The 22,346-nt window shown below is 69.9% G+C and carries 24 protein-coding genes; 5 read left to right on the forward strand and 19 right to left on the reverse strand.

Going from position 1 to position 22,346, the window contains the following annotated elements:
- Nucleotides 1–16: 16 nt before the first annotated feature.
- The 3 genes from B9S61_RS26665 to amcB form a co-directional block, all read right to left on the reverse strand.
- Nucleotides 17–703, reverse strand: coding sequence for a pentapeptide repeat-containing protein (locus B9S61_RS26665; RefSeq protein WP_103544525.1), 687 nt, complete (start codon nucleotides 701–703; stop codon nucleotides 17–19).
- 74 nt (nucleotides 704–777) lie between these two features.
- Entirely contained in the window at nucleotides 778–969 is a 192-nt protein-coding gene (gene amcA, locus B9S61_RS26670; protein ID WP_030213706.1) for a multiple cyclophane-containing RiPP AmcA, read from the reverse strand.
- On the reverse strand, nucleotides 966–2,117 hold the full coding sequence (gene amcB, locus B9S61_RS26675; protein WP_103544526.1) for a cyclophane-forming radical SAM peptide maturase AmcB: 1,152 nt from the start codon (nucleotides 2,115–2,117) through the stop codon (nucleotides 966–968). Before amcB ends, amcA begins: the two co-directional genes overlap by 4 nt.
- 214 nt (nucleotides 2,118–2,331) lie before the next feature.
- Here amcB and B9S61_RS26680 point away from each other — a divergent pair, with 214 nt between their 5' ends.
- Nucleotides 2,332–2,853, forward strand: a complete 522-nt coding sequence (locus B9S61_RS26680) for an NUDIX hydrolase (protein ID WP_181007538.1) — start codon at nucleotides 2,332–2,334, stop codon at nucleotides 2,851–2,853.
- Nucleotides 2,854–2,861: 8 nt separating this feature from the next.
- Here B9S61_RS26680 and B9S61_RS26685 read toward each other — a convergent pair whose 3' ends face one another.
- Nucleotides 2,862–4,316, reverse strand: a complete 1,455-nt coding sequence (locus B9S61_RS26685) for a hypothetical protein (RefSeq protein WP_103544528.1) — start codon at nucleotides 4,314–4,316, stop codon at nucleotides 2,862–2,864.
- A 194-nt stretch (nucleotides 4,317–4,510) separates the two neighbouring features.
- On the opposite strand from B9S61_RS26685, the gene B9S61_RS40425 reads away from it, so the two are divergent.
- A complete protein-coding gene (locus B9S61_RS40425; protein WP_146064949.1) occupies nucleotides 4,511–4,750 on the forward strand; it encodes a hypothetical protein in 240 nt (79 codons plus the stop codon).
- 132 nt (nucleotides 4,751–4,882) lie between these two features.
- On the opposite strand, the gene B9S61_RS42660 is transcribed toward B9S61_RS40425, so the two are convergent.
- Together B9S61_RS42660 and B9S61_RS26695 are read right to left on the reverse strand one after the other, a co-directional pair.
- The gene (locus tag B9S61_RS42660; RefSeq protein ID WP_258039862.1) at nucleotides 4,883–5,062 is read right to left on the reverse strand and encodes a hypothetical protein; all 180 of its coding nucleotides are present in this window, start codon (nucleotides 5,060–5,062) and stop codon (nucleotides 4,883–4,885) included.
- Between the two features lie 225 nt (nucleotides 5,063–5,287).
- Entirely contained in the window at nucleotides 5,288–6,598 is a 1,311-nt protein-coding gene (locus tag B9S61_RS26695) for a HEPN domain-containing protein (RefSeq protein ID WP_146064950.1), read from the reverse strand.
- Between the two features lie 723 nt (nucleotides 6,599–7,321).
- Here B9S61_RS26695 and B9S61_RS42665 point away from each other — a divergent pair.
- Nucleotides 7,322–7,471: a DUF6245 family protein gene (locus B9S61_RS42665; protein ID WP_258039866.1), complete on the forward strand. Its 150-nt coding sequence runs from the start codon at nucleotides 7,322–7,324 to the stop codon at nucleotides 7,469–7,471.
- Nucleotides 7,472–8,043: 572 nt separating this feature from the next.
- Here the strand turns inward: B9S61_RS42665 and B9S61_RS26705 are convergent.
- The 9 genes from B9S61_RS26705 to B9S61_RS26750 all read right to left on the reverse strand — a co-directional run bounded on the left by B9S61_RS26705 (nucleotide 8,044) and on the right by B9S61_RS26750 (nucleotide 16,998).
- Nucleotides 8,044–8,574, reverse strand: a complete 531-nt coding sequence (locus B9S61_RS26705; protein ID WP_103544530.1) for a CHAT domain-containing protein — start codon at nucleotides 8,572–8,574, stop codon at nucleotides 8,044–8,046.
- A 233-nt stretch (nucleotides 8,575–8,807) separates the two neighbouring features.
- Nucleotides 8,808–9,890, reverse strand: a complete 1,083-nt coding sequence (locus B9S61_RS26715) for a hypothetical protein (protein WP_146064951.1) — start codon at nucleotides 9,888–9,890, stop codon at nucleotides 8,808–8,810.
- Between the two features lie 683 nt (nucleotides 9,891–10,573).
- Complete coding sequence (locus B9S61_RS26720; protein ID WP_258039864.1) at nucleotides 10,574–11,386, reverse strand: shikimate dehydrogenase; 813 nt, start codon at nucleotides 11,384–11,386, stop codon at nucleotides 10,574–10,576.
- The gene (locus B9S61_RS26725; protein WP_103544532.1) at nucleotides 11,383–12,123 is read right to left on the reverse strand and encodes a coenzyme F420-0:L-glutamate ligase; all 741 of its coding nucleotides are present in this window, start codon (nucleotides 12,121–12,123) and stop codon (nucleotides 11,383–11,385) included. The genes B9S61_RS26720 and B9S61_RS26725 overlap by 4 nt, the downstream gene beginning before the upstream one ends.
- Complete coding sequence (locus tag B9S61_RS26730) at nucleotides 12,120–13,175, reverse strand: hypothetical protein (RefSeq protein ID WP_103544533.1); 1,056 nt, start codon at nucleotides 13,173–13,175, stop codon at nucleotides 12,120–12,122. The genes B9S61_RS26725 and B9S61_RS26730 overlap by 4 nt, the downstream gene beginning before the upstream one ends.
- Nucleotides 13,172–14,059, reverse strand: a complete 888-nt coding sequence (locus tag B9S61_RS26735) for a hypothetical protein (protein ID WP_103544534.1) — start codon at nucleotides 14,057–14,059, stop codon at nucleotides 13,172–13,174. Before B9S61_RS26735 ends, B9S61_RS26730 begins: the two co-directional genes overlap by 4 nt.
- Complete coding sequence (locus tag B9S61_RS26740) at nucleotides 14,056–15,279, reverse strand: methionine adenosyltransferase (protein ID WP_103544535.1); 1,224 nt, start codon at nucleotides 15,277–15,279, stop codon at nucleotides 14,056–14,058. Before B9S61_RS26740 ends, B9S61_RS26735 begins: the two co-directional genes overlap by 4 nt.
- Nucleotides 15,230–16,165, reverse strand: coding sequence for a Gfo/Idh/MocA family protein (locus tag B9S61_RS26745; RefSeq protein WP_103544536.1), 936 nt, complete (start codon nucleotides 16,163–16,165; stop codon nucleotides 15,230–15,232). The genes B9S61_RS26740 and B9S61_RS26745 overlap by 50 nt, the downstream gene beginning before the upstream one ends.
- Nucleotides 16,162–16,998 (reverse strand): sugar phosphate isomerase/epimerase, encoded by an 837-nt coding sequence (locus B9S61_RS26750; RefSeq protein WP_103544537.1) that lies wholly within the window; start codon nucleotides 16,996–16,998, stop codon nucleotides 16,162–16,164. Before B9S61_RS26750 ends, B9S61_RS26745 begins: the two co-directional genes overlap by 4 nt.
- A 411-nt stretch (nucleotides 16,999–17,409) precedes the next feature.
- Here B9S61_RS26750 and B9S61_RS26760 point away from each other — a divergent pair, with 411 nt between their 5' ends.
- Nucleotides 17,410–18,828, forward strand: a complete 1,419-nt coding sequence (locus tag B9S61_RS26760) for a helix-turn-helix domain-containing protein (RefSeq protein WP_181007541.1) — start codon at nucleotides 17,410–17,412, stop codon at nucleotides 18,826–18,828.
- Nucleotides 18,829–18,946: 118 nt separating this feature from the next.
- On the opposite strand, the gene B9S61_RS26765 is transcribed toward B9S61_RS26760, so the two are convergent.
- The 3 genes from B9S61_RS26765 to B9S61_RS26775 all read right to left on the reverse strand — a co-directional run bounded on the left by B9S61_RS26765 (nucleotide 18,947) and on the right by B9S61_RS26775 (nucleotide 20,847).
- The gene (locus B9S61_RS26765) at nucleotides 18,947–19,612 is read right to left on the reverse strand and encodes a GNAT family N-acetyltransferase (protein ID WP_103544540.1); all 666 of its coding nucleotides are present in this window, start codon (nucleotides 19,610–19,612) and stop codon (nucleotides 18,947–18,949) included.
- Between the two features lie 138 nt (nucleotides 19,613–19,750).
- Nucleotides 19,751–20,227 (reverse strand): NUDIX domain-containing protein, encoded by a 477-nt coding sequence (locus tag B9S61_RS26770; protein WP_103544541.1) that lies wholly within the window; start codon nucleotides 20,225–20,227, stop codon nucleotides 19,751–19,753.
- Between the two features lie 8 nt (nucleotides 20,228–20,235).
- Nucleotides 20,236–20,847 (reverse strand): nucleotidyltransferase domain-containing protein, encoded by a 612-nt coding sequence (locus B9S61_RS26775; protein WP_103544552.1) that lies wholly within the window; start codon nucleotides 20,845–20,847, stop codon nucleotides 20,236–20,238.
- Nucleotides 20,848–20,984: 137 nt separating this feature from the next.
- Between B9S61_RS26775 and B9S61_RS26780 the strand changes: the two genes are divergently transcribed.
- Complete coding sequence (locus B9S61_RS26780) at nucleotides 20,985–21,815, forward strand: bifunctional 2-polyprenyl-6-hydroxyphenol methylase/3-demethylubiquinol 3-O-methyltransferase UbiG (protein WP_103544553.1); 831 nt, start codon at nucleotides 20,985–20,987, stop codon at nucleotides 21,813–21,815.
- On the opposite strand, the gene B9S61_RS26785 is transcribed toward B9S61_RS26780, so the two are convergent.
- Nucleotides 21,793–22,116 (reverse strand): hypothetical protein, encoded by a 324-nt coding sequence (locus B9S61_RS26785; protein WP_374936245.1) that lies wholly within the window; start codon nucleotides 22,114–22,116, stop codon nucleotides 21,793–21,795. The two genes, B9S61_RS26780 and B9S61_RS26785, sit on opposite strands and share 23 nt — an antisense overlap.
- Between the last annotated feature and the right edge of the window lie 230 nt (nucleotides 22,117–22,346).

Below are 22,346 nucleotides of genomic sequence, written 5' to 3' on the forward strand. Positions count from 1 at the left end.
CAGGGCAGGTGCGGGGCTACTTGTCGTCGAGGTCTTCACCGAAGGTGACGTCCAGCTCGGCGGCGAGGGCCTCGGCGAGCTGGAGTGTCTGGGCGTGGTCGATGACGATCTGCTTGAGCGAGGCCAGGCCGCGGAGCTGGGAGAGGTCGTTACCCCGGAGGTCCAGGCCGCGGTTCTTCCCGCCGTCGAACTCGGTCAGCCGTAGATCGCAGTCATCGATCAGGGCGGCGCCGAGGTCAGCGGCGGCGAAGGTGGTCTCGCGTAGAGAGCACTTGGCGAAGATCACCGGGCCGGTGGCCCGGACGCGGGTGAGGGTGCTGTAGTCGAACTTGCAGTTCTCGAACAGGACGTTGTCGAGCGTCACGTCTTCGAGTGCGGCGCCCATGAGCTTGGAGTCGCGGAAGACGGTTCGGGAGATCTTGCTGTCGGTCCACTGCAGGGAGGACAGGTCGCATCCGGTGAACTCCACGGAGTCGACGCGGAGCTTCTCCAGGCGGGTGCGCTGGGCCTTGAGGCCGGTGATCCGCCCGTCCATCAGGTGGGTGTCGGCCAGGTCGAGGTCCCGCAGGTCGGCGTCGGCGTAGTGGAACTCCGCCACCCGGCCACGGCCGCCCTCCAGCGAGGTGACGTTGGAGAGGTAGAGGCCCGGCTCGTTCAGGGCAGGGAGCGTGACGCTCGTACGGCGGATCGTGCGGGTGTCCATCAACAGCCTTTCAGCGCGGTGGCTCGGTCGCCGGTGCTGCTGGCACGCCCCAGGCGTGCCAGCAGCGGCGCGGCCTACTTCTTCTTGTTCCAGTTGTCCCAGGTCGGGCGGTTGTCGAAGGGGGCCGGGTTCTTCGCCCAGTTGTCCCACGTGGGCCGGTTGTCCCACGCTGCTTCAACGATCACCGGGGGCGGGACGTCGTGCGTGGCTATCAACTCCATCACGACGGGGGTGTCGGATGTGGTGAGTCGGTCCAGGATCTTCATGCAACAGCCTCCTTGGTTGCGAGCGTGGACAGGGCCGTGACCAGGGCCTGCCGGGAGACCCGGCAGTAGTTGGTCTCGGTGGTCGTGAGGTCACCGTTCTCGAAGTAGCGGTTGGCGGCCTGGGCGCCGCGGCAGAAGTCGAAGAACTCGCATTCGGCCTGGCAGCGGTCCAGGCCGGTGAGAAAGTCGCGTACGTAGCGCAGCCGGTGGGCATCACGGAGGATCTCGGGCAGGGGGCGGTCGAGGATGTTGCCGGCCACGAAGTCGCCGTACTCGGGCGCCGCCGTGTCCGCGAGTTCCGGGGAGAGCAGGACCATGTCGCCCTTCCAGGAAATGGTGGGGATCGGGTCGAGGCGGCGCCCGTCCCACTCAGCTCTCCGGCCGGAACGGATCAGCTGGAGGTACTCGGCGAGGCGTTCGACTTCCCGGAGCGCCGGGGCGCCAGGATGCCGGCGGGTCCAGGTGAGGATGCGGCGCCAGAACTCCTCGGCCTGGCCAGCGGTGGGCGGCTGGCGGTCGGCGTTGACCCCTTCGATCTCCTCGATGTTGAATCCCACCGAATGGCCGCCCAGAGAGGTCAGGAACTCCAGCAGCTCCTCCGGCATCGCGATGCCCAGGGTGCCGACCACCGAGATGACGGAGAACGGGATGCTGTGCTCGCGCAGCTGCGCGATTCCGCGCAGGATCCGGTCGAAGGCGGGTTTGCCTCGCAGGTCGACGCGCTCGGCGTTCAAGGCGGCCGGGCCGTCGATGCTCACCCCGACGCGGACGTCGTACGCGGCCAGCAGGTCGCACCACGTCTCGGTGATCAGTGTTGCGTTGGTCTGCACATAGTGGTGGACTCGGCCCGCCTGCCGCAGGGCCTCGAACGGCGCGAGCAGGGCTGCGAACTTCTGCTGGCCCACGGCGAGCGGCTCCCCGCCGTGCCAGACGATGCCAATCGGATGGCCGCTGTCGTCGAACTGGGCCACCGCCTGCGCCAGGGCCTCGGCCACCTCCAGGGGCATCTGGTGCTTGAGCTTGCGAAACGGCAGGTAGCAGTACCGGCAGTCCAGATTGCACCAGGTCGTGGGCTGCACCACCACGGTCTGCGGGGCCGCAAACCGCTGCTGGTACCGGGCACGCCACGGGGACGGGCGAGAGCGCATCGGGGTCCTCTCCTCGACGGACAGGGGCATCGCCGACCGCGAGCGGGAGCCGCGGGCCGGGGATACGACCACAATCCGTCCCGCAGTGACGTGTACGCGATGACATCGCGCTGTCATTGCCGATGACATGTCATCGGCGCGGCGCTGACACCGCGCTGAAGTCGCTTCACCTGCACGGGAGTTCGAGTGGTTACCTGTGGGCTATCGTGGCGGGGTGCCTCGCTCGATTCTGATCCACGACGGCCAGACCGCCCGCGACATCGGTCTGGTGTACTGCTGCTCGGGCTACCTCGTCGAGCGTGGCAAAGTGCTGCTCGTGCACCACAACCGCTTCGACAAATGGGTTCCGCCGGGCGGTCATATCGAGCCCGGGGAGTCCTTCGCGGGCACGGCGGTGCGCGAGTTCAAGGAGGAGACGGGGCTGCTGGTGGAGGCGATCTCCAGCCAGCCGGCCGTCCACCCGGCCGACCACAACGCCACACCTGAACCCGTGCCGTTCTACGTGGACATCGAGCGCGAAGGCTTCCCGACGCCGGCGCTGGTCCAGTTCTTCTACGTCCAGCGGCAGCCGGGCACCCGGGAACAGGCCGTGGAGGCGCAGCTCGAAGAGGTGCACGGGGCCGCCTGGTTCGGCCTGGAGGACCTCGACACCCTCAAGACCTTCGACCAGGTCCGTTCCCTGGCGCGGTTCGCCCTGCTGAACTACCCGGTGGCCGGGGAGCGCGCCACGTCGTAGGCGGTGGCCTACCGCCCCGCGAGGCGATACCCGCTGGCCCCGTCCACCGTACTGGCCAGCAGTAGCCGGGCCGGGGCGCCGCCGAAGACCGCAGAGACGGCCCGGTTGAGGCGCTGAACGTACTTGGGCACCGAGGACGGGGCGACGTAGAGCTTCGCCGCGATCCGCTCGGTCGACATTCCGGCCTCAGGAGCGTCGTACACGACCTTCACCACGTCGAACAGGCGCTCCGACAGCTCACACGCCACCCTTCCTTCGCTGTCGCGCGCCCCGAGGAGGACGGTCCGGCCAGGACCGAGGGCGACATGGACGATGACCATCTCGGCCGACGCCTCGCTCGCGTCCTCGGAGGCGGGGTCGGCAAGGTTCAACCGGGCCAGACGCTGCATCGCTTCCTCGTAGGCCGACACCGTGTAGTACGCGGCCCGGATGGTGGCGCGCTTACCCGAGGCACCCGGCTCGTTCCACAGTCCGGCCTCCGGGTCCCACAGGCCGTTCATCAGCTTCCACGCCTTGGCGAGGCGGGGATCACGCGGGCTCGCACCGGCCCGGATGGCAGCCTGGGTGCACAGCGCGTACGCCATGTGCTCCCAGGCCGTGCCCTGCACATCCTTGTCGTCCTCGACGAACTCCTCCCACCGGTGGTGGTTGTGCAGCAGCCACTGTCCGGCCTCGACGACCACTTCGGACAGCCGCTTCCGCTGCACCGGGCCGTGCACCCCACCCGCCTCCCGCGGGCCGTCCCGAAAGGCAGGCTCGCCGCCGGGCCCGGTGCCCGAGCAGACGGCCGACAGCGCGAGCAGGCACAGCGCGGTCTTGCTCGGGCTCGGCTCGGTGTCGATATAGGTACGCCACCCCCATGCCCCGCTGGGGCGCCGGTGGTAGAGCAGACCATGCACTCCGTGGCCGATCAGCGGCTCGACGCGCTCCAACAGGCTGCTGGTCTCCACCCCGCCAGGTAAGAGGAGCCCGGGGCCGAAATCATGGAGGGTATCTCGGAGCTCGGCGAGCCGGTGCACCACCAAGGCGGTCTGGTGCAGCGAGGTGTCGTCGAGTCCGAGGACTTCGGGCCAGCCGTGGTCGACCTGGTGGTCCTCCAGCCAGCCGACGCACCAGGCCGCGGTCTCCGCGACGCCGTTGTGGTGGAAGAAGCGGGGGTGGGACAGCAGTCCGGCCAGGCCGAAGGCGATGAACCGGGTGTGCTCACCACGGCCGCCTTTGGGCCGGGGCCGCGAGTGCTCCGGGATGGCGCCGGTGATGAAGTCGAGCCCCTGTCGAACCGGCTGTCCGGCGATACCGGCGGCCCGCAGAATCGGCAGGACCTCGCTGGTGTTGACGATGGACGAGACCGAGGTCAGGGTGAGGCCCCACCCGCCGTCGTACCCCTGGTTGTGCAGCAGGGTCCGGGCAGCCTCGCTCACTCTGGTCTCGAACGCCGCGAGCCCCACGTGCGCACTCTTCATGATTCGCCTCCGCCGCCGAACGACCCGGACCGCCGGTCGGACCGTACCCAACTCGCCTACTGCTAACGCGCGTTCAGGGTCGAGACGCTACGGTGCATGGTCATGAAGCCGTTCGCGGCCGGCCCGCGTCCCGGCCCGCAGTTCGAAGCGCTAACGGAGGCGCTGCGCGAAATCGGGCGAGTGCCCTACTACCCGTGGATGCCCGAGGGGGACGAGACCACCGTCGCCCGCTGGGTGCGGCAGGCCCTGTCAGCGGTCCTGCACTCGCCCAGCACTCGCCCTTCGAGGGCCCGCGCGGCGCCGCCGACCGCGAGACGCTGTCCAACGTGCTGCGATACGCCGAGGGCTGGGAGAGCCTCCGGGTGAACCAGAACGAGGAGGAGGCGGCCGAGCACGCGTTGGTGAGCATGATGCGCGCGGCAGAGTGGACCTGACTGGGCGCCCGAGCCGGAGCAGCCGTGAGATCTTCCCACAGAAGACTGCTCAGCATCGCTGAGCTGCGGCTACGCCGGGCTCCGCCCGCTCGGCGTGATCCGGGAGCTGGGCCGGGCCCTGCCAGGCGGGTCCTACTGCGCAACGTGCCGGGCGACCGCGTCGACACCGAGGCGGGCGTAGCCCTCCAGGGAGGGGACGGAGGTGTGGCGGGAGCGGGCCAGGTGCCCGACGTCGACGGCCGGCGCCTGCTCGCTGAGATCGTGCTGGGCGAGGCCGACAACCGACTGCCGCTGAGGTCCCGGAACCTGCACCGAGTTAAGAACAAGGCCCGCATGCTGCGCGCGCTCTACGAACGGCTGGACCGGCTCCAGGACGCCGCACCCGCCGCGGAGACGACCGTAGTGGTCTCCCCCCTGATCGTCGCCCGGGGCCGCCTCCCCCGTCGGCTCCGGCCGACCCGCATGAGGCCCCCGGCGGCCCACTCTGCGCCAGCGGCCGCCGGGGGCTTCCCTTGCGACGGGCTGCTTCCCCAGGGGTCAGGTGGGGGTGATGTCGGCGGGCCGGTTGTGTGGTGGGGTGGTGGTGAAGAAGGCGCGCAGGGGCTGGCTGATGTGGTTTTCGCGGCCTGGGTTTTGGACGGCGGCATCGAGCAGGGGCGCGAGGTCCTCGGTGTCGGAAGGGGTCAGGATGAGCCAGCGCAGGATGACCTGCAGTGTGAGGAGCCGGAGATTTCGCAGCTCTTTCAGTTTCTCCTCTTCTGTTTGGTCTTTGATCACGTCGCCGTGGACGTAAATGGATCGGGCTTTGTAAGCACGTCGGACGATGCCCTTGGCCTCTTCTTGGTGGTCACGGGTAAGAAAGAGTGCAGCCGCGCGGGAGAGGATGTTGGCGGTGATGCGCCCGCCTGGGTCGTTGGGGCTGATCAGCAGGGCTTCCAGGGCGATGACGTAGTCAAGGCGGAGTTCGTCGGCCTCCACCTCCCAGACGCCGTCGTCGTTGTAGGTGCGCTGGTAAGCGGCCAGGAGGTGCCGGGCTGCGCGTTCCAGTCGCCGGGCACGCCGGTTGAGGATGCGCCGCTCGTGGGTCGCGCCTGCCATGACCGCGTCGATCTTCGCCGAGATCGCGGTGCAGAAGTCAGCCAGGGCCGGAAGGTATTCGGCCGGGACATGGAAGGCTCCGGTGTCGCGGACCTCAGCCTCCTCCTCTTTCCCGTACTGGCCTTCATAGACCTGGATGGTCGTCGGCACGTCTCTGGGGTTCAGATCGAAGCGGCGTCCGCGCGCGACGGTGAAGACCGAGTCCACCCGGAGAAGTTCGCTGTCCCACAGCATCAGAGGAAGGAGCGCTTGCCAGTGCTGGGCTTCCGCGCGCGGGCCGGTGAAGTCGAACCAGGTCGGACGGCGTGTGACGGTGCGGCTGGGGTCAGGAGCATGGAGAAACGGTGCGCCGGTGATCAGGTCGAGATCATGGCTCCGGCGCTGCAGGACGTTCAGCGCAGGCATCGGGATCGTCTGATTGAGTTCGTCCGCAGTGAAGGTCTGCAAGGTGTGCCGCCCCAGCGGAATCCGTGTTCCCTGGGGGAAGGTGCCGTTGAGGAGCAGCCATCGCTCGGAGACCGGTGCCGGGCCAGTACAGAAGGTGACGAAGCTGTCCGCGACCTCGGAGACGGGAACCGGCACGCCCCGGGCAATGAGACGTGCCGCCTCACCCAGTCCCGACTCCTCCAACAGCGTTCGGGAGTTCGGGACCCAGTCTTCATCGAGCTTGGCGTAGAGGTCGGGGTGCTCTTCCCTAGGCGCTGCGGCGGCCACCTCTCTCACCACGTCCTCCCAGTGGGGCTGGAGCATCAGTACCACGATGGACTGGGGTGTTGGGGACAGACCACCCGCGTACTCTAGCCACGACAACACAGCCTCGCGCAGGGAGAGGTGCTTACTCATACGGCCTGAAAGTAGCGGCCCTAGTTGCATCTGGGCAGCAGATTTCCAGCGGCGGAACCAGTAGCGACCGACCATCGTTCGAGCAGCAGCTGACTACCACGTGACTCGTACCTCGCAGCGTTGTTGAACAGCGAAGATCCCGCGCCAGGCTCCAAGGGGGTCTTCTCCCCCTAGGGGCCTGTGACGCATCTCGCTTGAGCTCGTTGTGGCAATTTCGACACGCACGGCAACACCGGGCGACAGTTCATCCACCACCGGGCTTCCCGGCACTTTGCGGTTCACGGGAATTGAGCAGTCGCCACTCCAGGAGCGGCACCACCCGGCCGCCGGCTCGCTGCTCGCTGAGGTAGGCAACTCGGCGGAGGAGTTGATTGACTCGCTCTCCGGTATGCGGGCCGTGACGATGCGGAACAGGTCCGGTGGTACGCGGCACTGCCCAATCAGCTGCGCCACGTCGATTCCCCCCTGGGTCAGCAGCTCCACCGCTCGCGGGAGGAGCGATGGCTGCTCAATAGCGCTGATCAGGCCTGGTTCATTTCTGCGCCAGCCTCGGGCCGAGATGGTCGCCATGGCGTTGCGGTAGGACACGTCACTGAGGCGCCCGAGCCAGCGGGCGCGATACAGCAGCGCCTGGATGCTGACGCCCGAGCCGTCGCCCAGGGCGACGTGGACGCCTTGGCCGCGCAGGCCGAACCGCTGGAGGCGGCCCGGGAGGCGCAGGAGACCGCGATCGGCAACACCGACATCCTGCTGAACATGCTCACGTCGGTCGGCCTGTAGGAGGCGCTGGTGGCGGGGATGCCGAGTCCCGGGAACGTGCAGCGGGTGCGGGCGAAGCAGATGGAGGAGGCCGCGGCGAGGAAGGCGCTGAAGGCCCAGCGGCGTGAGGAGAACGAGCGGAACCGGCTGGCCAAGGAAGCGCGCCGAGGTGACTCATCGGTACACGAACGAGACTCGACGGGGACACCGACAAGACGCCGGCTGATGCAGGTGTACCTCTTGGAGTTCTGCGTACGTCCTCACGGTGTCTCGTGCGCGCCCCGGCAGTGCCGCACTGGCGTTGCCCACAGAGCCTTCGGAGGACTCACCTGTGCAGCGGGTGCCGGGTGGCGCCTCTCAGGAGACACGACTGGGGCACCACAGGGACGCCGTTCGTACTTCGCTGCGCCTCTTCTGGAAGGGCCCGGCTGGCGCTTCCGCCGGAGGAGCGGCTGGTGGCGCGGGCCGCGAGTATCGAGGCGAAGTGGGTCATGCACCCCGCGGAGGTTTCGGCCGAGGAGGTCAAGGCCGCGCAGCGGGCCGCGATGACTCGCATCGAGGTGGTGGAGGCCGTCCGGGCGGGGCGCGGCGACTCACGGCCCCACGTGCAGGTAGGCCGCCCACCGCGACGGGCGGTCCGGTTCACGGTCGCGGTGGGTACGGGCGGCGGCGTGCAGTGCCGCCGCCGCGGACATCCGGGCCGGGGGCAGGAGGTTGGTGTAGAAGGCCTCCGCCATGCGCGTGGTGGCGTGGTCATCGACCGGCCAGTGGCTGCCGATCAGCTGGCTGAAGCCAGCCGCCTGGAAGCCGCTGAGGAGGCTCAGCGACTCGTCGGGAAGGTCCAGCCGGCTCAGCGCGGTGCCGCAGGCCGACAGGAACGCCAGCCCGCCGCGGCGGGTGCCGGTCAGCGGGAGGTCGGGCTGGTGGAGTTTGCCGTCGTGGAGCAAGAGGTGGGACTCGTAGTCGCGGTCCCGGTCCTGGCCCGTGTGGCAGGCCAGGTGCACCATTTCGTGGTCCGGCAGCGCCGCCGTGACGTTCCCGCGGCTCGCGGCCGGCCCGCGCAGGAGCCGGCAGCCGGGTAAGAGCTTGGTCAGCAACGCTGCTTCCAGGTCGGCCGCCGGCAGCGCGACCGTGCTCCCGGGCGAACTCCTCGAAGATCTTGAATCCCCGGGCGTTCGCGCGCTGCGTGTTCACGCTGCGCTGGTGGGCGTTCCAGGAAGCCGCAAGGGTCGGCAGCACGTCGTCCTCGCCGTACAGGCCGACGAGGTGGCCGCGCAGCTTCCGCGCGTGCTGCGGCCACAGGTCACGCGCCGAAGCGTGGCCAGCGTGGTTCGGGGTGAGCGCTCCAGTGCCGTGGTCATGCGACGTCCTCCGGCGCACCCTGCGCTCGGCAGTCCGGGCACAGAGTGAAGCCCAAACGGTCGGCGTCGGCCGGGGTGGGCCACGGGCGGCTGCAGCCGGCACAGGTTGCGAGGTCCCGCGCTTCGTGGCGGTTGCTGCAGCCGAAGCAGTACAGGGTGTCGGACAGCCGGGTGCCGTCGGCGAAGTTGACGCCCTCGACAAAGGCGGCGGTGTCGCATTGGGGGCAGGGGAACGCCAGGGCCAACTGGCCGTCGGAGCAGCCGAGATAGTCGAAGGCCAGCAGCTCGGCCGAGTCCCAGGACGCGCCGCAGAAGCGGCAGTCTCCGCTGTGGGGGGCGACGACGAGGGTCATCTGCTCGCAGTCGGGGCACATGATGGTCCGGCTCTCCAGCCCGGCCAGCTCGCCGCGCAGCCGATTGAGGCGCCGTTTGACGTATGAGCTGATGTTCTTCACACCCTCGGCCACCGGGATCATGTCCCGCTCTGCCCTGTCACGTTCCCGCCCTTCGAGCAGCGGCAGGAGCTGGGTGTCCAAGAAGCGCATGAGGAAGTCGAGCACCCGGCCGGCACGGGCCTCGACCGCGTGGGCGTTGTGCGTCAGGCCGTAGTGTTGCAGGGCATTGCGGTCTTTCGCCAGGTCCTTCAGCGCCTCGGCCTCCTTCCGGTCGATGGCGACCCCCGCTATGTCGCGCAGGCGCTCGACCGCCGCCTCGGTCCCGCAGCTCTCGAAGTCCCCACTCTCGAAGTCTTTCCTGGTCGCCCTGCCGGGGTCCTTGAAGATGAGGGTCCAGTGCTCGCGCAGCAGACGGGCCTTGAGGAGCACCTCGACCGCGGCCTGCAGGTGCAGGACTGCGTACTTGAGGTTCCGGGGTCCGACGTCCGATGCGTTCTCGTCCAGATGCTCGACAACACTGGCGAGGTAGTCGATGCCGTTGCGGATCGGAGGAAAGTCCAACTGCGGCGGTCCGGCCGGACGCTCCGGCGGCACGAACCAGGGCCCGTCCGTTGCCGCCACCTTCCACTGCGGTGTGTCGCCTGACTCACCCGTTCGGGCGCGGTCCTGATCTTTCGTCAACACGCTGACAGGATAACTGTCGCCCCTGCGACGCCTGCCGAGCGCTTGAGCAACTCACAGACTGCAGCTGCGGCCGCTGTCGCCCTCCGTCCGATCCCCGCACTGGCCATCCACGCCGGGGGCGCCGTTGCCGCTTCGATCGCCGCACACCGCGCAGGGCTGACAGCCCTGGCAGGCCGGGCTCGCAAGACGGCAGCCGGTGCCGGGCAGGCACCGCGCTCAACCCACTGCGGCTGCGAACCGACGCCCCAGACTGCAGGTGCACAGCGCACGGATGCCGATGCCCTGACCAGAGGGTGCTTCGGTCCTCGGGGAGCCGGACGGCGGGCCGGCACCGTCGGAGCCCTCGGAGCTGCCTCACTCCCCTGCCGGCCGATCCAGCCGGAATGCATACCGCGAACTACCCGGCCCTGTGACGCCGCGGTCCAGCATCATGGCCGTCGTCGTCGAGGATGTACGCCTTGGCGAGGAGATCACTGAAGGCGTCGGCGGCGCGAGGGCCCGTCATCCATGAACACGTGCAGCGTCAAGGTCGCCGCTCAACGCTCGCACGTATCCCAGCGCGAGCTCAGGCGTGCTTGAAGACCAAGGGCTTCATGACGCGCCACGGTATCGACTGAACGCGAACTTGACCTGTGTATCCGGGAGCTCGGCTTCTGGGGATGGCTTGGTCAGCGTCACTCGAACTATTGGATCTCGCGTTGACTGGCCAGCAGCATCTCGGTGACCGGCGCTGGGGAGTGTCCCGTCTGGAGGACGACTTGTCGTGCGGCTTGGTGTACGAGCATCGGCAGCCCTCCCACTACGTTCCGCCCGGCGTCTTGGGCGGCGTGCGCAAAACCGCTGGGCCAGGGACGGTAGACGACGTCCATGAGGGTGCCGGTGCCTCGTGTCCACAGCGGGGCGAAAGCATCCGCGGCATGGGGTGGCAGAGCGGATACAACGAGGTCGACGGCCAGGTGATGGACGGCGGCTGTCCACGGCTTGATGCTGATCTTGATGCCGATTCGTTCGGCCGTCGGGCCGAGCAGGGAACTGGCCCTGCCTGTGTCGCGGGCGATCACGACTGCCTGATCGCAGCCCAGTTCACGACCGGCGGCGAGCGCTGTGCAGGCCGTCGCCCCCGCACCGAGCACGGTGACGGTAGTGGCAGTGGTCACGTCTGCCTCGCGCAACGCCTGCACCATCCCGTACAGGTCGGTGTTTTCCCCGAGGAGTCGGCCGCTGGGTGTCACGACGATGGTGTTCGCAGCGCCGATCCGCGAGGCCGTCTCCGACACTTCGTCCAGAAGGGGGACAACGGTGCGCTTGAGCGGCATGGTCAGCGAGAAGCCGCCCCAGCTGTCGTCGAGGGAGGCCAGGAAGCGCGGCAGGTCCTGGGAGCGGCATTCGATGGCGTGATACGTCCAGGGCAGGCCCATCGCGGCGTAGGCCGCCCGGTGCAGAACGGGCGACAGCGCGGCGTCGACAGGCGACCCGAGCAGAGCCAGCCGTGTCACGGCGCATGGTGGAGCATCGCGGCCACTCCTTCATCGCTGGCCTCGTAGGCGATGCCCCGTAGCACGGCGACGGGGGCGCCGCGGCCTCGCTGTCCGAGGATCAGACCGGCTGCTGCTGCCACCAGGTCGGTCAGGGTTTCCTCCTGCCGCTTGGTCTTCCCGCCGGGCTCGGCGTGCTCGGTGACGCGCAGCGGTGCGATGCCGGCGGCGCCGATGCTGATGACGGTGGCGCCGCGCCGGTCCGCGCGTCCGTCGGAGTCGGCGATCACCACGGCGACGGTGACGCCGCTGAACGCCGTGATCGCGTCGCGCAGCGCGCGGGCGGACGCGTCGGGGTCCTTAGGCAGCAGCCACGCCCCGTCGGCCCCGGCGCGGTCGATGCCGGCCGACGTCAGCTGGTACCCGAGGTGATGTCGGGCGATGATCGGCCCGCGCTCCCCGGCCACGAAGTGCTCGCTGGATTCACCGAGAATCATCTCCACGATCTCGGCCGGTTTGCCGGTGCGCGCGGACAGGTCGAGGGCGGCCGGGCTGGGGGTCACGCCCGCGAGATCGACGAACCGCCCCTCGGCGATCGAGACGACCTTCGAGGCGACAACGATCACGTCACCGTCCTGCAGTTCCGTGGCCTGGGCTGACAGGACATCCGTGATCACGCCAGAGAGGTCATCGCCGCGCGCGATGGTGGGGAAGGGTTCCAGGGCGAACGCGCAGAAGGCGCCGGTCGTGGTGCTCATGAGATGCGGCTCCGAGTGGGGTGGGCGGTCAGGACACCGAACAGCCGGGTGTGGGCGGCGGCGAGCTGCGCCGCCCTTTCGTTCGGCGGTGTCGCGGCGGTGAGCCAGGTGCGGACGCGGTGGACGTAGTGCGGCCACAGTCCGTGGGCTGCCTCGTGAGGGACGGCACCGTTCCTGACGGAGTGCCAGGCATCGGCTACAGCCACCGGCCACGGACAGGCATCGTATCGGGGGTCTGGGGGTGCGAATGCGTCGAGCGTGGCCAGCACGGCGGCGCGGCGGCCGGGGTCGAGGGTGCGGTGCGCGGGGCGGTAGGGCGGAGCGCTCGCTCTCGGTACGGGCCGGTGGGGCCAGTCGGCGGTGAGAGCCAGGAGGACCGGCACGGCCTGGTCGTAGATCTGTCGCAGGTGCGGGAACGACGCCGCGTGCGTCTTCGGGGCCTGCACGGTGACGGAGGTGAGGCGGCCGGTGGGGGCGGCCGTCAACAGGAGGAACGCGTCGATGCCGTATCCGTTGACAGCCGGGCGGAGTTGGGCGTCCACCGTGTTGACGGCGGTCCGTACAGTGCGGATGGCGAGGGCGGAGAGTGCGAGGTCGCCGGCGAGCGGCTGGGGGACGTCGTGGCCGGTGGTGGCGGCTATCAGCGGGCGGGCCAGGTGCGAGGTCAAGTTGGCCTCGTCCCAGTAGCGCGGGTAGTCGGCGATGGCGCATCCGCGTTCTGCGTGTACGAGGAGTTCGCGGTACACGTCGGGGTTGGGGTTGCGGGTGTCGGTGTCAGCGATGAGGACGGGGCCGTCCGGGTCCGGCAGGTGTGCGAGTGCCGCCAGGATCTGCGCGCCTTTGCCCCGGGGGAGGTTGGTAAGGCTGATCTTGCGGGCTCGGGTGGGGGTGGCGGTGAAGTGGTTGCTGGTCGTGGGGTGGTCGGAGGAGTCGGCGTGGATGATGACCGCGCTCGGGTCGTTCAGCGCCGTGTCGACGGCCGCGGTGACGGCGGCGATGGTGGCGGGTTCGTCGCGGCTGGGCAGGATCGCGGCGGCGGGCTTCGACGTCACACGTGCTCCTCGGTGATGAGGTCGGCGGCTGACTGCGGGTCGGGCGCGTACAGGTAGGTGTACGGGTGCTGTTCGAGTCGTGCGATCAGGTGGGCTCGCCAGCGGGCGAGCGGGAGGTCGTCCAGCGGCCATACGGGTCCGTACGGTGCCCCGGTGGGGCCGGTCAACGGAGTCGGGAGTCCGCTGATGTACCGGGCGAGGGCCTCGTGGAGACGGAGTTGCTCGTTTGCCGAGAACGGTGTGGCCGGCACCAGCACGGGGCGGGGGGCGGCGGGGTGGACGGTAAGGCGGATGACCGCCGCCAGGGGGACGGGGACACGGAGGAAGGGGGCGAGGTCGACGACGGGCTTCGGGGCCTGCCACAGCTCCGGGTCCTGCGGGCGGACGGCGGCTGTCGCCTTGCCCGGCAGGATCAGCAGTTCCGCGTCGTGCTCGGCCAGGACGGTCAGATCGTCGCCTGCGTGGATCCAGCCGCGTGCGCCGAGGGCCAGCGTCACGCTGGTCTTGCCCGCGCCCTTGTTGCCCAGCAGCAGGATGCCCCGTCCGCTCGGCGTAACGGCGGCGTTGGCGTGGAGGGTGAGCATCTGCCGCTGCTGGCGGGCCCGTTCCAGTGCGGTGTATGTCGTGTAGGCGAGCGTCGAGGACCGGGCGGCGCCGCGGGTGAGGCTCATGCGCACCGTCTGCCCGTCCACGGTGACGGTGGGCTCTGCGTCGGCGTAGGTCACCGTCACGCTCGGGCAGTCCCGGTGCTTGGGGTCCGGGGTGGACAGGTGCCAGCCGCCGGGGAGCCGGCTCGCCGCCGTGACGGCCGGGCCCGTGTCCAGCCCCGGAGGAAGCTCCAGGGCAGCAGTGAGGTGGCCGGTCGCCACGGCGGCCGGGTTCACGACAGCGTGGGCGGGTCGAGTTCGGCCAGCAATTCGGGCACCGGCAGAACGCGGGGCAGGTAATGCTGGTTGTCCACGAGATCGGGCACCCAGTCGGTGCGGCACAGCACGTCGCGCACCAGCTCGTCGCCCGCCGGGACGAGGTGGGTGGCTGTGATGTCGAGCGAGGCGGGCTCGGGGTAGGGGCTCCCGTTGCGCCACATCACCGCGATGCGGCACGGTCCGAACTGCTCGGCGAGCGAGCGGCTCGCCTTGTCGACGAGCCACCCGCCGACCTTGCCCACGTGGTAGGCGGGGTTCTTCCCGAACAGCGCTTCGTTGCCGGCCTGCTGGCCGGGGGTGATCAGCCCGGAGCGGGCGTTGCCCCTGCCGACCAGACCGTCTTCGCCGTAGTCGATCGCCGATCCGGAGAGGGTGAAGTATTGGCTCGACAGCGGGCCCGTGCGGTTGTTGCGGGTGTTGCACACGACCGTGACCGGGCCGGGCAGGCGCTTGAGGAGCTGGGTGGTGAGTTCCCGGGCGGCGTCGCTGACGGCGTCCTCGAACTCCGCGTTGCTGGCCAGGTGTCCGGCCACGGCCGGGACGCACACAGTGACGGTCAGTGCGTGCTCGTCGCGGATGACCAGGGCCTTGATGTCGCTTCCGGCCCACGGCTGCTGACGGAACCAGGCTTCGGTGAGCAGCGCGACGGTCTCGGCCGTGGTGCGCGGTGCGGTGCCGACGAGGAACGCGGTGTCGTTCGAAAAGGCGGTGGGGCGCTCCGGCAGGTCCTGGAGGCCGTGAGGGGCGAACCAACTCTCGAACTTGGAGGAGTCGGTCGTCTCGTGCTGGGCCTGCCACGTGATGTGCTCGAACCCCGGCAGAGCAGTGCGTAGTTGCTCGGCGGCGGCGTCTTCGAGGATCTCGCGCACGGGGATCGTACGGCCGGCGAATGAGGTGGAGATCCGGCCGCCGAAGATCACGCGGACGGGGCGGTCGTACGTGCCGTCGGTGTCACCGAATCGGGCGCGGCCCCCGAGGACGGCAACCTTGTCGAGGTTGTGGTGCAGGATGGCGCCGAACTCGCGCAGGCAGTATTCGCTGTAGCGGATCGAGGCCAGCTCGGCGATGGAGTCGGCGAGGGTGTCGGGGTGTCCGACGCCTTTGCGCTCGACGACCTCGATACCGAGGTCATGCGGCAGTACCGGCCTCAGAAACGTTGCGTGCGGTGCGGTAGGCATGGCCGATGACCTCCAGGGTGCGGCGCAGCTGAGGGAGTGGGAACAGGGACGGGTGGCGCGGACCGGCGTCACCGGCGGGCAGGGCCCGGTACATGGCCTGGCGCAGCGCCAAGTCGCCGGGCGCGGACAGCGGATCGCCGAGGCCGGCTTCGAGGTTCCGGCCGCGCACATGCACCTGCTGTCCGTCGTCCAGGTGCAGCGTCACCTCGTGGCACCGCGGTTGGTCGACGCTGTCGACTCGGGCGTCCACCGTCAGGAGCGCGCCGTCTTCGAACGCCACCGCCGCGGTGATGCGGTCCTCGGATTCGGCCCACTGCCGGACGCGGTGCACCTCGGCGGTGCAGGAAGCGATGGGCGAGGGGGACAGGAGGCGTAGGGCGAGGGCCAGGCCGTGAATGGCCTGCTGGTGCAGGACGCCCCCGGCGGTGGCGTACCGGGTGCGCCAGGTTCGGTAGTAGGCGCGGTCCCGGCGGCACACCAGCGTCACGGCGGCCCGGCGAACCGTCGGTGCCTGGTCGAGCAGCCCGGCGAGTCCGGGGGCGAAGTGCGGCTGGAAGGCGACGAAGATCCGTTCATCTTCCGGCGCTGCCGCCAGATCGGCCGGGTCGAGCGTGACCGGCTTCTCCACCAGGACGGCCGCGCCGCCCTGCGCGGCGGCGCGGGCTGCCACCAGGGCGGTTCCGGGCGGTGTGGCCACTACGACCACGTCCGGTGCGAGGGTCTCCAGTGCCGTTTCCCACCGGGTGAACAGCGGCACCCCGGTGGGCGGGGCAACGACCGGAGAGGGGTCGGCGAGGCCCACCAGGTCCATTGCGTCGGTGTGGGTCAGGGCCTCGGCGTGTTTGGCTCCGACCTCCCCCGAGCCGATGAGCAGGACCCGCCTCACGTCAGACCGCCCGGTACGGCACCACGCAGGAACGCCGCGCCGCTCGTCAGTGCGTCGCCCGGACTCTCGCGCACGTGCGTCTCCAGTGCGTACGGCAGCACCGGCCGCAACCGGTGCAGCGCGGGGAGCAGATCGCTGTACGGCACGTCGCCGGCGCCCGCCGCCACGAACTGCTTCATGCCGTCGTCGCGCGGCACGTAGTCCTTGATGTGGACGTACTCGACGTACGGGGCGAGGGCCTCGACGGCTTCCGCCGTGCCGTGGCCGACCTCGTACAGGTTCCCCAGGTCGAGCCACAGCCCCAGGCCGGTGTGCTCGCGGAGTACGTCCAGAAGGGGCGCCGGTTCGGCGACCGTGCACACCGGCTCGTTCTCCAGCAGCAGCCGCACCCCGGCCCGCTCCGCGGTCTTGAGGGCGTACGTCAGCAGCGGGTCGCCCAGGAACGTCTCCGTCTGTTCGCCCACGGACAGGTGGGAGAAGACGCGGACGCGGTCGGTGTCCAGGATGTCGGCGACGGTGAGCGCGCGGTCCACCCAGCGTTCCCGGTCCTCGGCCGGCACCTGCGTGGGGAAGCCGAAGCTGTCGACCTTGCCGGGAACGGCCTCGGGGCGGCACCACTTCCACAGCGGGGACGCCAGCGCCGCCACGCGCAGGCCCCGTTCGTCGGCCAGCCGCCGGACCTCGCGAAGCTGCGCGTCGTCCAGGACGAGGGCGTTCGAGCCGTAGGCCGTACGGATCTCCAGGTGGCCCACGCCCAGCGCGAGGGCCAAATCCATGCCGACAGCGGGGTCCTGCCCCAGCTCGTCGGGGTTGAGCACGGTGATTCCCTGCACGGGGTTCTCCTTGTCGATGCCTGCGCTTGAGACAGCAGCGGCCGTGCGCCCCGCCGGAGACGGGACGCACGGCCTGGTGCCGGGGACTTACGAACCGCCACCCGGCGGGGGCGGCGTCGGGATCGGCCCCGGCGGGGGCGGCGGAGGGGGCGGAGGGGGCGGCTGCGGCATGTCGGAACACTCCTTCGACCAGGGGATGAGCCCAGCGCAGAGCTGCAGGAACCGGACGGTTACCGGCCGCTGCGCGGGAGGTTCGCTGTGCACTCACAGACTGGGAAGAAACGAGGGGGAAACCCATCCGACGGCGCTATAGGACGGTCCTCTGGCGTCCCGGCCAATGCCATGACAGGGGGTCACGGTGCCTCTACGCTGAGGCAAGGTCATGCCGCTGCCCCGGAGGGGGAAATCACCGTGCGCAGCCATTCCCCGTTAGCCGTTCCCGTCGATCTGTGGGACCACGAGAAGGCGCGACGCGCCCTCGCAGCACGCGATCTTGCCGCCGTGATCAAACACTTCCGGCAGTACACGGGCGCCAGTCAGACCACCGTGGGCTCGCTCGCCGGGCTCGCCCAGTCCGACGTCAGCGCGATCGAACGAGGCGTACGCCAGGTCCAGAGCGTCGATGTCCTGACGCGGATCGCCGAGGGACTCGCCATCCCGCTCTCCCTGCTGGGCCTTGCCGACGAGAACGGCAGCGCTGATCACCCGGCTCGCCGCAAAGCGCCCGTCCCGCAGATGACGGCCGCTATGGTGACCGAAGCCGAGCTGGAGGACGATGTGCGACGTCGGGAACTGATGACTGGAGCGCTGGGACTCGGCGCCAGTCTGATCGCCGGGACCGGCTCCGATGCTGCTGCGGCAGAACCGGCTGACCAGAACCCGGCCGCCGCCATGGAACGGGCCCTGTTCGAGCCGGTAGCCGGAAGACCGACGAGCCTGAGCGATCTCGCGGACGGGCTCGCGACAGCCCACGGGCTGTTCTCGGGCGCCCGCTACGCCGCCCTCGGCGGTGCCCTTCCCCTGCTGATCGCCACGGCGGAGGCGACCCGGGACGCCTCCACCGGCCGCACGCGGGAGCGCGCCCAGGCGGCCGTTGCCCGCGCCTACGTCCTGGCCACCGAACTCGCCGTCAAACAGCACTCCGAGGCTGCGTGGGCCACCGCGGACCGTGCACTCATCGCCGCACGGGCCAGCGGTGACCCGCGGCCTCTCAGTGACGCCGCGCGGGTCCTGGCCATCACCATGCGCCGTGCCGGCCGCAGCTCGGCCGCCGTGGACTTTCTGGCCCGTACCGCGACCTCGCTGGTCGTGGAGAAGGGCGGCCCGCAGGCTGACACCCTTGCCGCCCGCGTCTGCCTGCTCATGACGGCGGCCTACACCGCCGCGTCCGGGGGCCGCCGCAGCACCGCGCTCGACCTGCTCCAGGAGGCAGAGGAAACAGCCGGCCGCATCCCCGTCGATCAGAGCGGAAAGCCCGCGGGTCTCTTCACGGTCACGGCGAGTCCTGCCGAGGTCTCGATGTACCGGATCAGCAGCTTCACGGTCCTCGGCACCCCCGACGACGCCGTGCCGTACGTCCGCCGTGTCGACCCCACGCAGTTGGCCAACACCGAAAGGGTCGCGCGCTACCTCACCGACACGGCCCGCATGTGGCACCAACTCGGCGACGGACGCCGCACCTTCAGCGCGCTGCGAGCCATCGAGCACACCGCGCCCGAAGAAGTCCAACGCCCCGCAATCCGCACGCTCACCGCCGATCTCCTCTACACCCCGGGAAGCCTGCCCGGCCTGCGGGAGTTCGCGGTGCGCACCGGCGCCGTCGCCTCCTGACGAACACCGCGTGGGCGACAGCGATTCGCCGCCTAGGAGGGCCAGACCCGGCACACCGACGGGCAGCGGCGCTACCCCCGAACCCCGGGCATCGGAGCGCCGCCATAAAGCGGTGGTGTCAGATGCCGCGCTCCAGCACCGGCCGGGGACGGCGGTCCGTCGGGGGCGGCCGGTAGCCGGGCGGCGAGGCGAGATGCTCGCACACCCCGCCGTACTGGAGGAACGCCGTACCCATCTCCTTCTCCAACACGGGGAAGAAGCGCTTCGCCTCCGGGGACTGGCCAGTGGTCTGCCAGGTGTAGCCGGAGCCGTCGGCGAGCGCCCGGCGGATCAGGCGGCGGCCGATGCCCTGGCGCTGGTACTCAGTGGTGATGGAGATTTTATTGATGCTCCCGACGCGGCAGGCGTCGCAGACCTTCCAGACCAGTGTTCCGATGTCGTACCCGTCCCGGTCGAACATCCGGATGCGGCGGTGCCCGGCCGGATGCCGGGGCGACCAGTAGAGGAATCGCACCTCTTGGCGCCGCGTAACGAACAAAATCCACCGCCACCGCAGGGGCGAGAGGTACTCCGGCACGGGCGGCGTCACCAGCTTCTCCTCCTCGGACACGTCCACGATGTCGCCCTTGGTGCGGATTGGCCGGTCGTACACCATGGAGATCCATTCGGCTTCCCGGGCGCGATCCAGCTGGTCCTTCATCGCGCTCAGGTAGCTGGGGTACTGCGGATCGGGCTCGATCACGCTGTAGAGGTGGCGGACCACCCACGGCTGCCACTGCGGCATCGTCGTCTCCCCACCCCGTGTCACAGCCCGGCTGACTGCCTGATCATCCTGGCACCGCGGCGCAGCTGGCATGGCCCGTGGCAGTGAGGGTGGCCGGATCGTGCAGACTTCTGCTGCCATCGAAAGTGGTTGCCGGTTCTACGTCGCGGGCCAGGCGTACTCGCTGTAGGGGATACCGGTGGCGATGTGCCGCAGCGCGACCGCGAGGTACGGCGGCATTGGCTCGGGCAGCACCGCTGTCTTGTGCCACTCCCAGCCCTCACACTTGTCTGGCTCGGGGTTGCCGATCTCGCCGTGCCACCGCTCTGTCTCGAAGAAGAATGCGATCCGCTGGTCACCCGCGTGCGTCGATACGTGGTGCATCAAGTGCACGAACCGGACGTCGGCCGGGTCGACGGCGGCGCCGGTCTCCTCGGCGAACTCGCGGGCGGCCGCCACGGCGGCGGGCTCCCCCTCCTCCAAGAGCCCGGCGGGCACCTGGAACATGCCCGGGAAGACGCGCTGTGTCTCCACGCGGCGACTCATGAGGATCTCGTCCCCGCGGCGGACGATCAGGTGCACGTCCGCGTAGTGCGCGGCGTAGGAGTAGCCGGACGGGGCGGTCTTCTGCGGCATCAACTTCCCTACCTGTTCTGCAGGATCTCGACCCACGGGTGCGGCCCGTACACGACAGAAAGCGCCTCGGCCAGCCACGCCCGCGCCTCCCGGCCGAGGTGAGGCAGTACCTCGGCGAAATCCTGCGCGTCCTTCGGCCGAGGAGCCTTCGCCTTGTAGAACAGTTGGACCTCCGGCGCCAGGAACGGCGTACCGTCAGCGGCTGTTGCCCCGAGCCGCTCCACAGGCCGCCGGACCCGGCCGTCGCGGCGGGACACCCAGGTCTCGCCTTCGGCCTCGTCGAGCATCACCTGAATCCGCCACGGCGCACCCGGACCGGGCCGGCACCACACGTCGTGCACGCCGACCGGCAGCAGCTCTCCGGACAGCCACCGGCGCAACGAGCCCGGCGGGTACGCAGCCCACCACTCCCACTCGGTGAGGACCTCTTGAACCGCAAGCTGGTCTTGGCGCAGCAGCAGGACGTCGATGTCGTCGTGCTCCCGAAACGGCCGGCCCACAGCGAGTTCCACGGCGTAGCCGCCCGCAACCCACCAAGGGCAGGGCGTCTTCGAGAACAAGGCGACGACTTCGGCTAAGCCGGCGGGCTCCCAGTCCAGCCCGGGCTGTCCCTCCCGCATCACCGTGCCCTTCCCGTGCAACCTCGCCCCGCGTGGATGCAAAACCCTACTGCTCGGCCGCCAATGACACGCCGAACTCCGCACAACGCCCGGGAAACCGGATGCCCCGCCTCGCCTCCGGCTCTTACCCTCCGGTCATGTCGACACCGAACCCTGTTCAGACAGCGTCCGAGATCGTCACCTACTACGCCGCCGAGTACGACGAAGCCGACCGGCTCCACACCACCGCCACCGGCCGCCTCGAACTCCTCCGCACCCGCGAACTCCTCCGCCGCCACCTCCCGACCGCTCCCGCGCGGGTGCTCGACGTCGGCGGCGGTCCCGGCACCCACGCCCGATGGCTCATCAAGGACGGCCACACCGTCCACCTGATCGCCCCTGTCCCCCGCCACCTCGACCAGGCCGCCATCCACGCCCCCGGATGCACCACCGAACTCGGCGACGCCCGACACCTCACCGCCACCACCGACTCCTACGGCGCCGTCCTGCTGCTCGGGCCGCTCTACCACCTCACCACCCGCGCCGACCGCGTCCGCGCCCTCGAAGAAGCCGCCAGAGCGGCGAAGCCCGGAGCCCTGGTCGCAGCCGCTGGCATCAGCCGCTACAGCCTCCTGCAGGACTACACCGTGCACGCCGAGCTCACCCCCGAACTCCTCCACGGCGAAGTCGCCACCGTCCTGCGCAGCGGCTCATACGACGGCAGCCGCGGCTTCACCACCGCCCACTTCCACACCGCCGCCGAACTCGCGGCCGAGGCTGCCGACGCCGGCCTGACCAACATCACCGTGACCGGCATCGAAGGCCCCGGCTGGGCCTACCTCCGCGCCGCCGAACGCACCGCCGGCACAGCCCTCCACGACTCGCCGCTGTTGCACGGCGCACTCGAGACGGCGCGGCTTGCCGACGAGCATCCCGAGTTCGCTGACGCATCCGCGCACCTGTTCGTCACCGGACGGGCCGCAGAATGAACCACCCACGGAGTGACCAGGGCTGCCGCCCCGGAAGGGCTGGCGCGTGCTCGATGGCGGCCTGGGCGGAGGTGAGCAGCTTGACGGCGGTGGTGTGGTCGCCGTCGGCGGCTGTCGCGCGGGCGTAAGTGTTGCGGTAGTACGCGAGCGCCTTGGGGTTGGTCAGCTTCCTGCCTCGCTGCTCGCAGGCTTCGGCGAGCCGTACGGCGGTGGGGATGTGACCGAGGTCGATGGCCTGGTCCGCGCAGCCCGCGCAGGGCGGTGGCGGCGAGCCAGTAACTGTGCAGGTGTACGGGTTCAAACCGGGTCCGGCAAAGATGTCAAGAGCGAGGCTGGTAGCCATCGTGGTCCGGTCGGCTCGCTGACCACGTCGGTCGGGCGCCGAGGGGACTATCCGCCACGGCCCTCGGCCGTGGCCTGCCGAACCGGTTCCGTGCTCCGCGGGCTGCCGTGGTGGCAGCGGTCACACAGCGTGCGGACCCCGGCGCCCCTGGGTGCCCACTCCGCTGCCGCCCGTGCGGCCGGTGCCCC

The sequence above is a fragment of the Streptomyces sp. SM1 genome, assembly GCF_002910825.1.
In the GTDB taxonomy this organism is placed as follows: domain Bacteria; phylum Actinomycetota; class Actinomycetes; order Streptomycetales; family Streptomycetaceae; genus Streptomyces; species Streptomyces okerensis.

What these genes read in the sequence shown, in the direction of transcription:
- B9S61_RS26665 (WP_103544525.1), bottom strand. Translation starts at nt 703, where the DNA reads ATGGACACCCGCACGATCCGCCGTACGAGCGTCACGCTCCCTGCCCTG.
- amcA (WP_030213706.1), bottom strand. Translation starts at nt 969, where the DNA reads ATGAAGATCCTGGACCGACTCACCACATCCGACACCCCCGTCGTGATG.
- amcB (WP_103544526.1), bottom strand. Translation starts at nt 2,117, where the DNA reads ATGCGCTCTCGCCCGTCCCCGTGGCGTGCCCGGTACCAGCAGCGGTTT.
- B9S61_RS26685 (WP_103544528.1), bottom strand. Translation starts at nt 4,316, where the DNA reads ATGAAGAGTGCGCACGTGGGGCTCGCGGCGTTCGAGACCAGAGTGAGC.
- B9S61_RS26695 (WP_146064950.1), bottom strand. Translation starts at nt 6,598, where the DNA reads ATGCTCCAGCCCCACTGGGAGGACGTGGTGAGAGAGGTGGCCGCCGCA.
- B9S61_RS26725 (WP_103544532.1), bottom strand. Translation starts at nt 12,123, where the DNA reads ATGAGCACCACGACCGGCGCCTTCTGCGCGTTCGCCCTGGAACCCTTC.
- B9S61_RS26740 (WP_103544535.1), bottom strand. Translation starts at nt 15,279, where the DNA reads ATGCCTACCGCACCGCACGCAACGTTTCTGAGGCCGGTACTGCCGCAT.
- B9S61_RS26765 (WP_103544540.1), bottom strand. Translation starts at nt 19,612, where the DNA reads ATGCCGCAGTGGCAGCCGTGGGTGGTCCGCCACCTCTACAGCGTGATC.
- B9S61_RS26770 (WP_103544541.1), bottom strand. Translation starts at nt 20,227, where the DNA reads ATGCCGCAGAAGACCGCCCCGTCCGGCTACTCCTACGCCGCGCACTAC.
- B9S61_RS26775 (WP_103544552.1), bottom strand. Translation starts at nt 20,847, where the DNA reads ATGCGGGAGGGACAGCCCGGGCTGGACTGGGAGCCCGCCGGCTTAGCC.
- B9S61_RS26780 (WP_103544553.1), top strand. Translation starts at nt 20,985, where the DNA reads ATGTCGACACCGAACCCTGTTCAGACAGCGTCCGAGATCGTCACCTAC.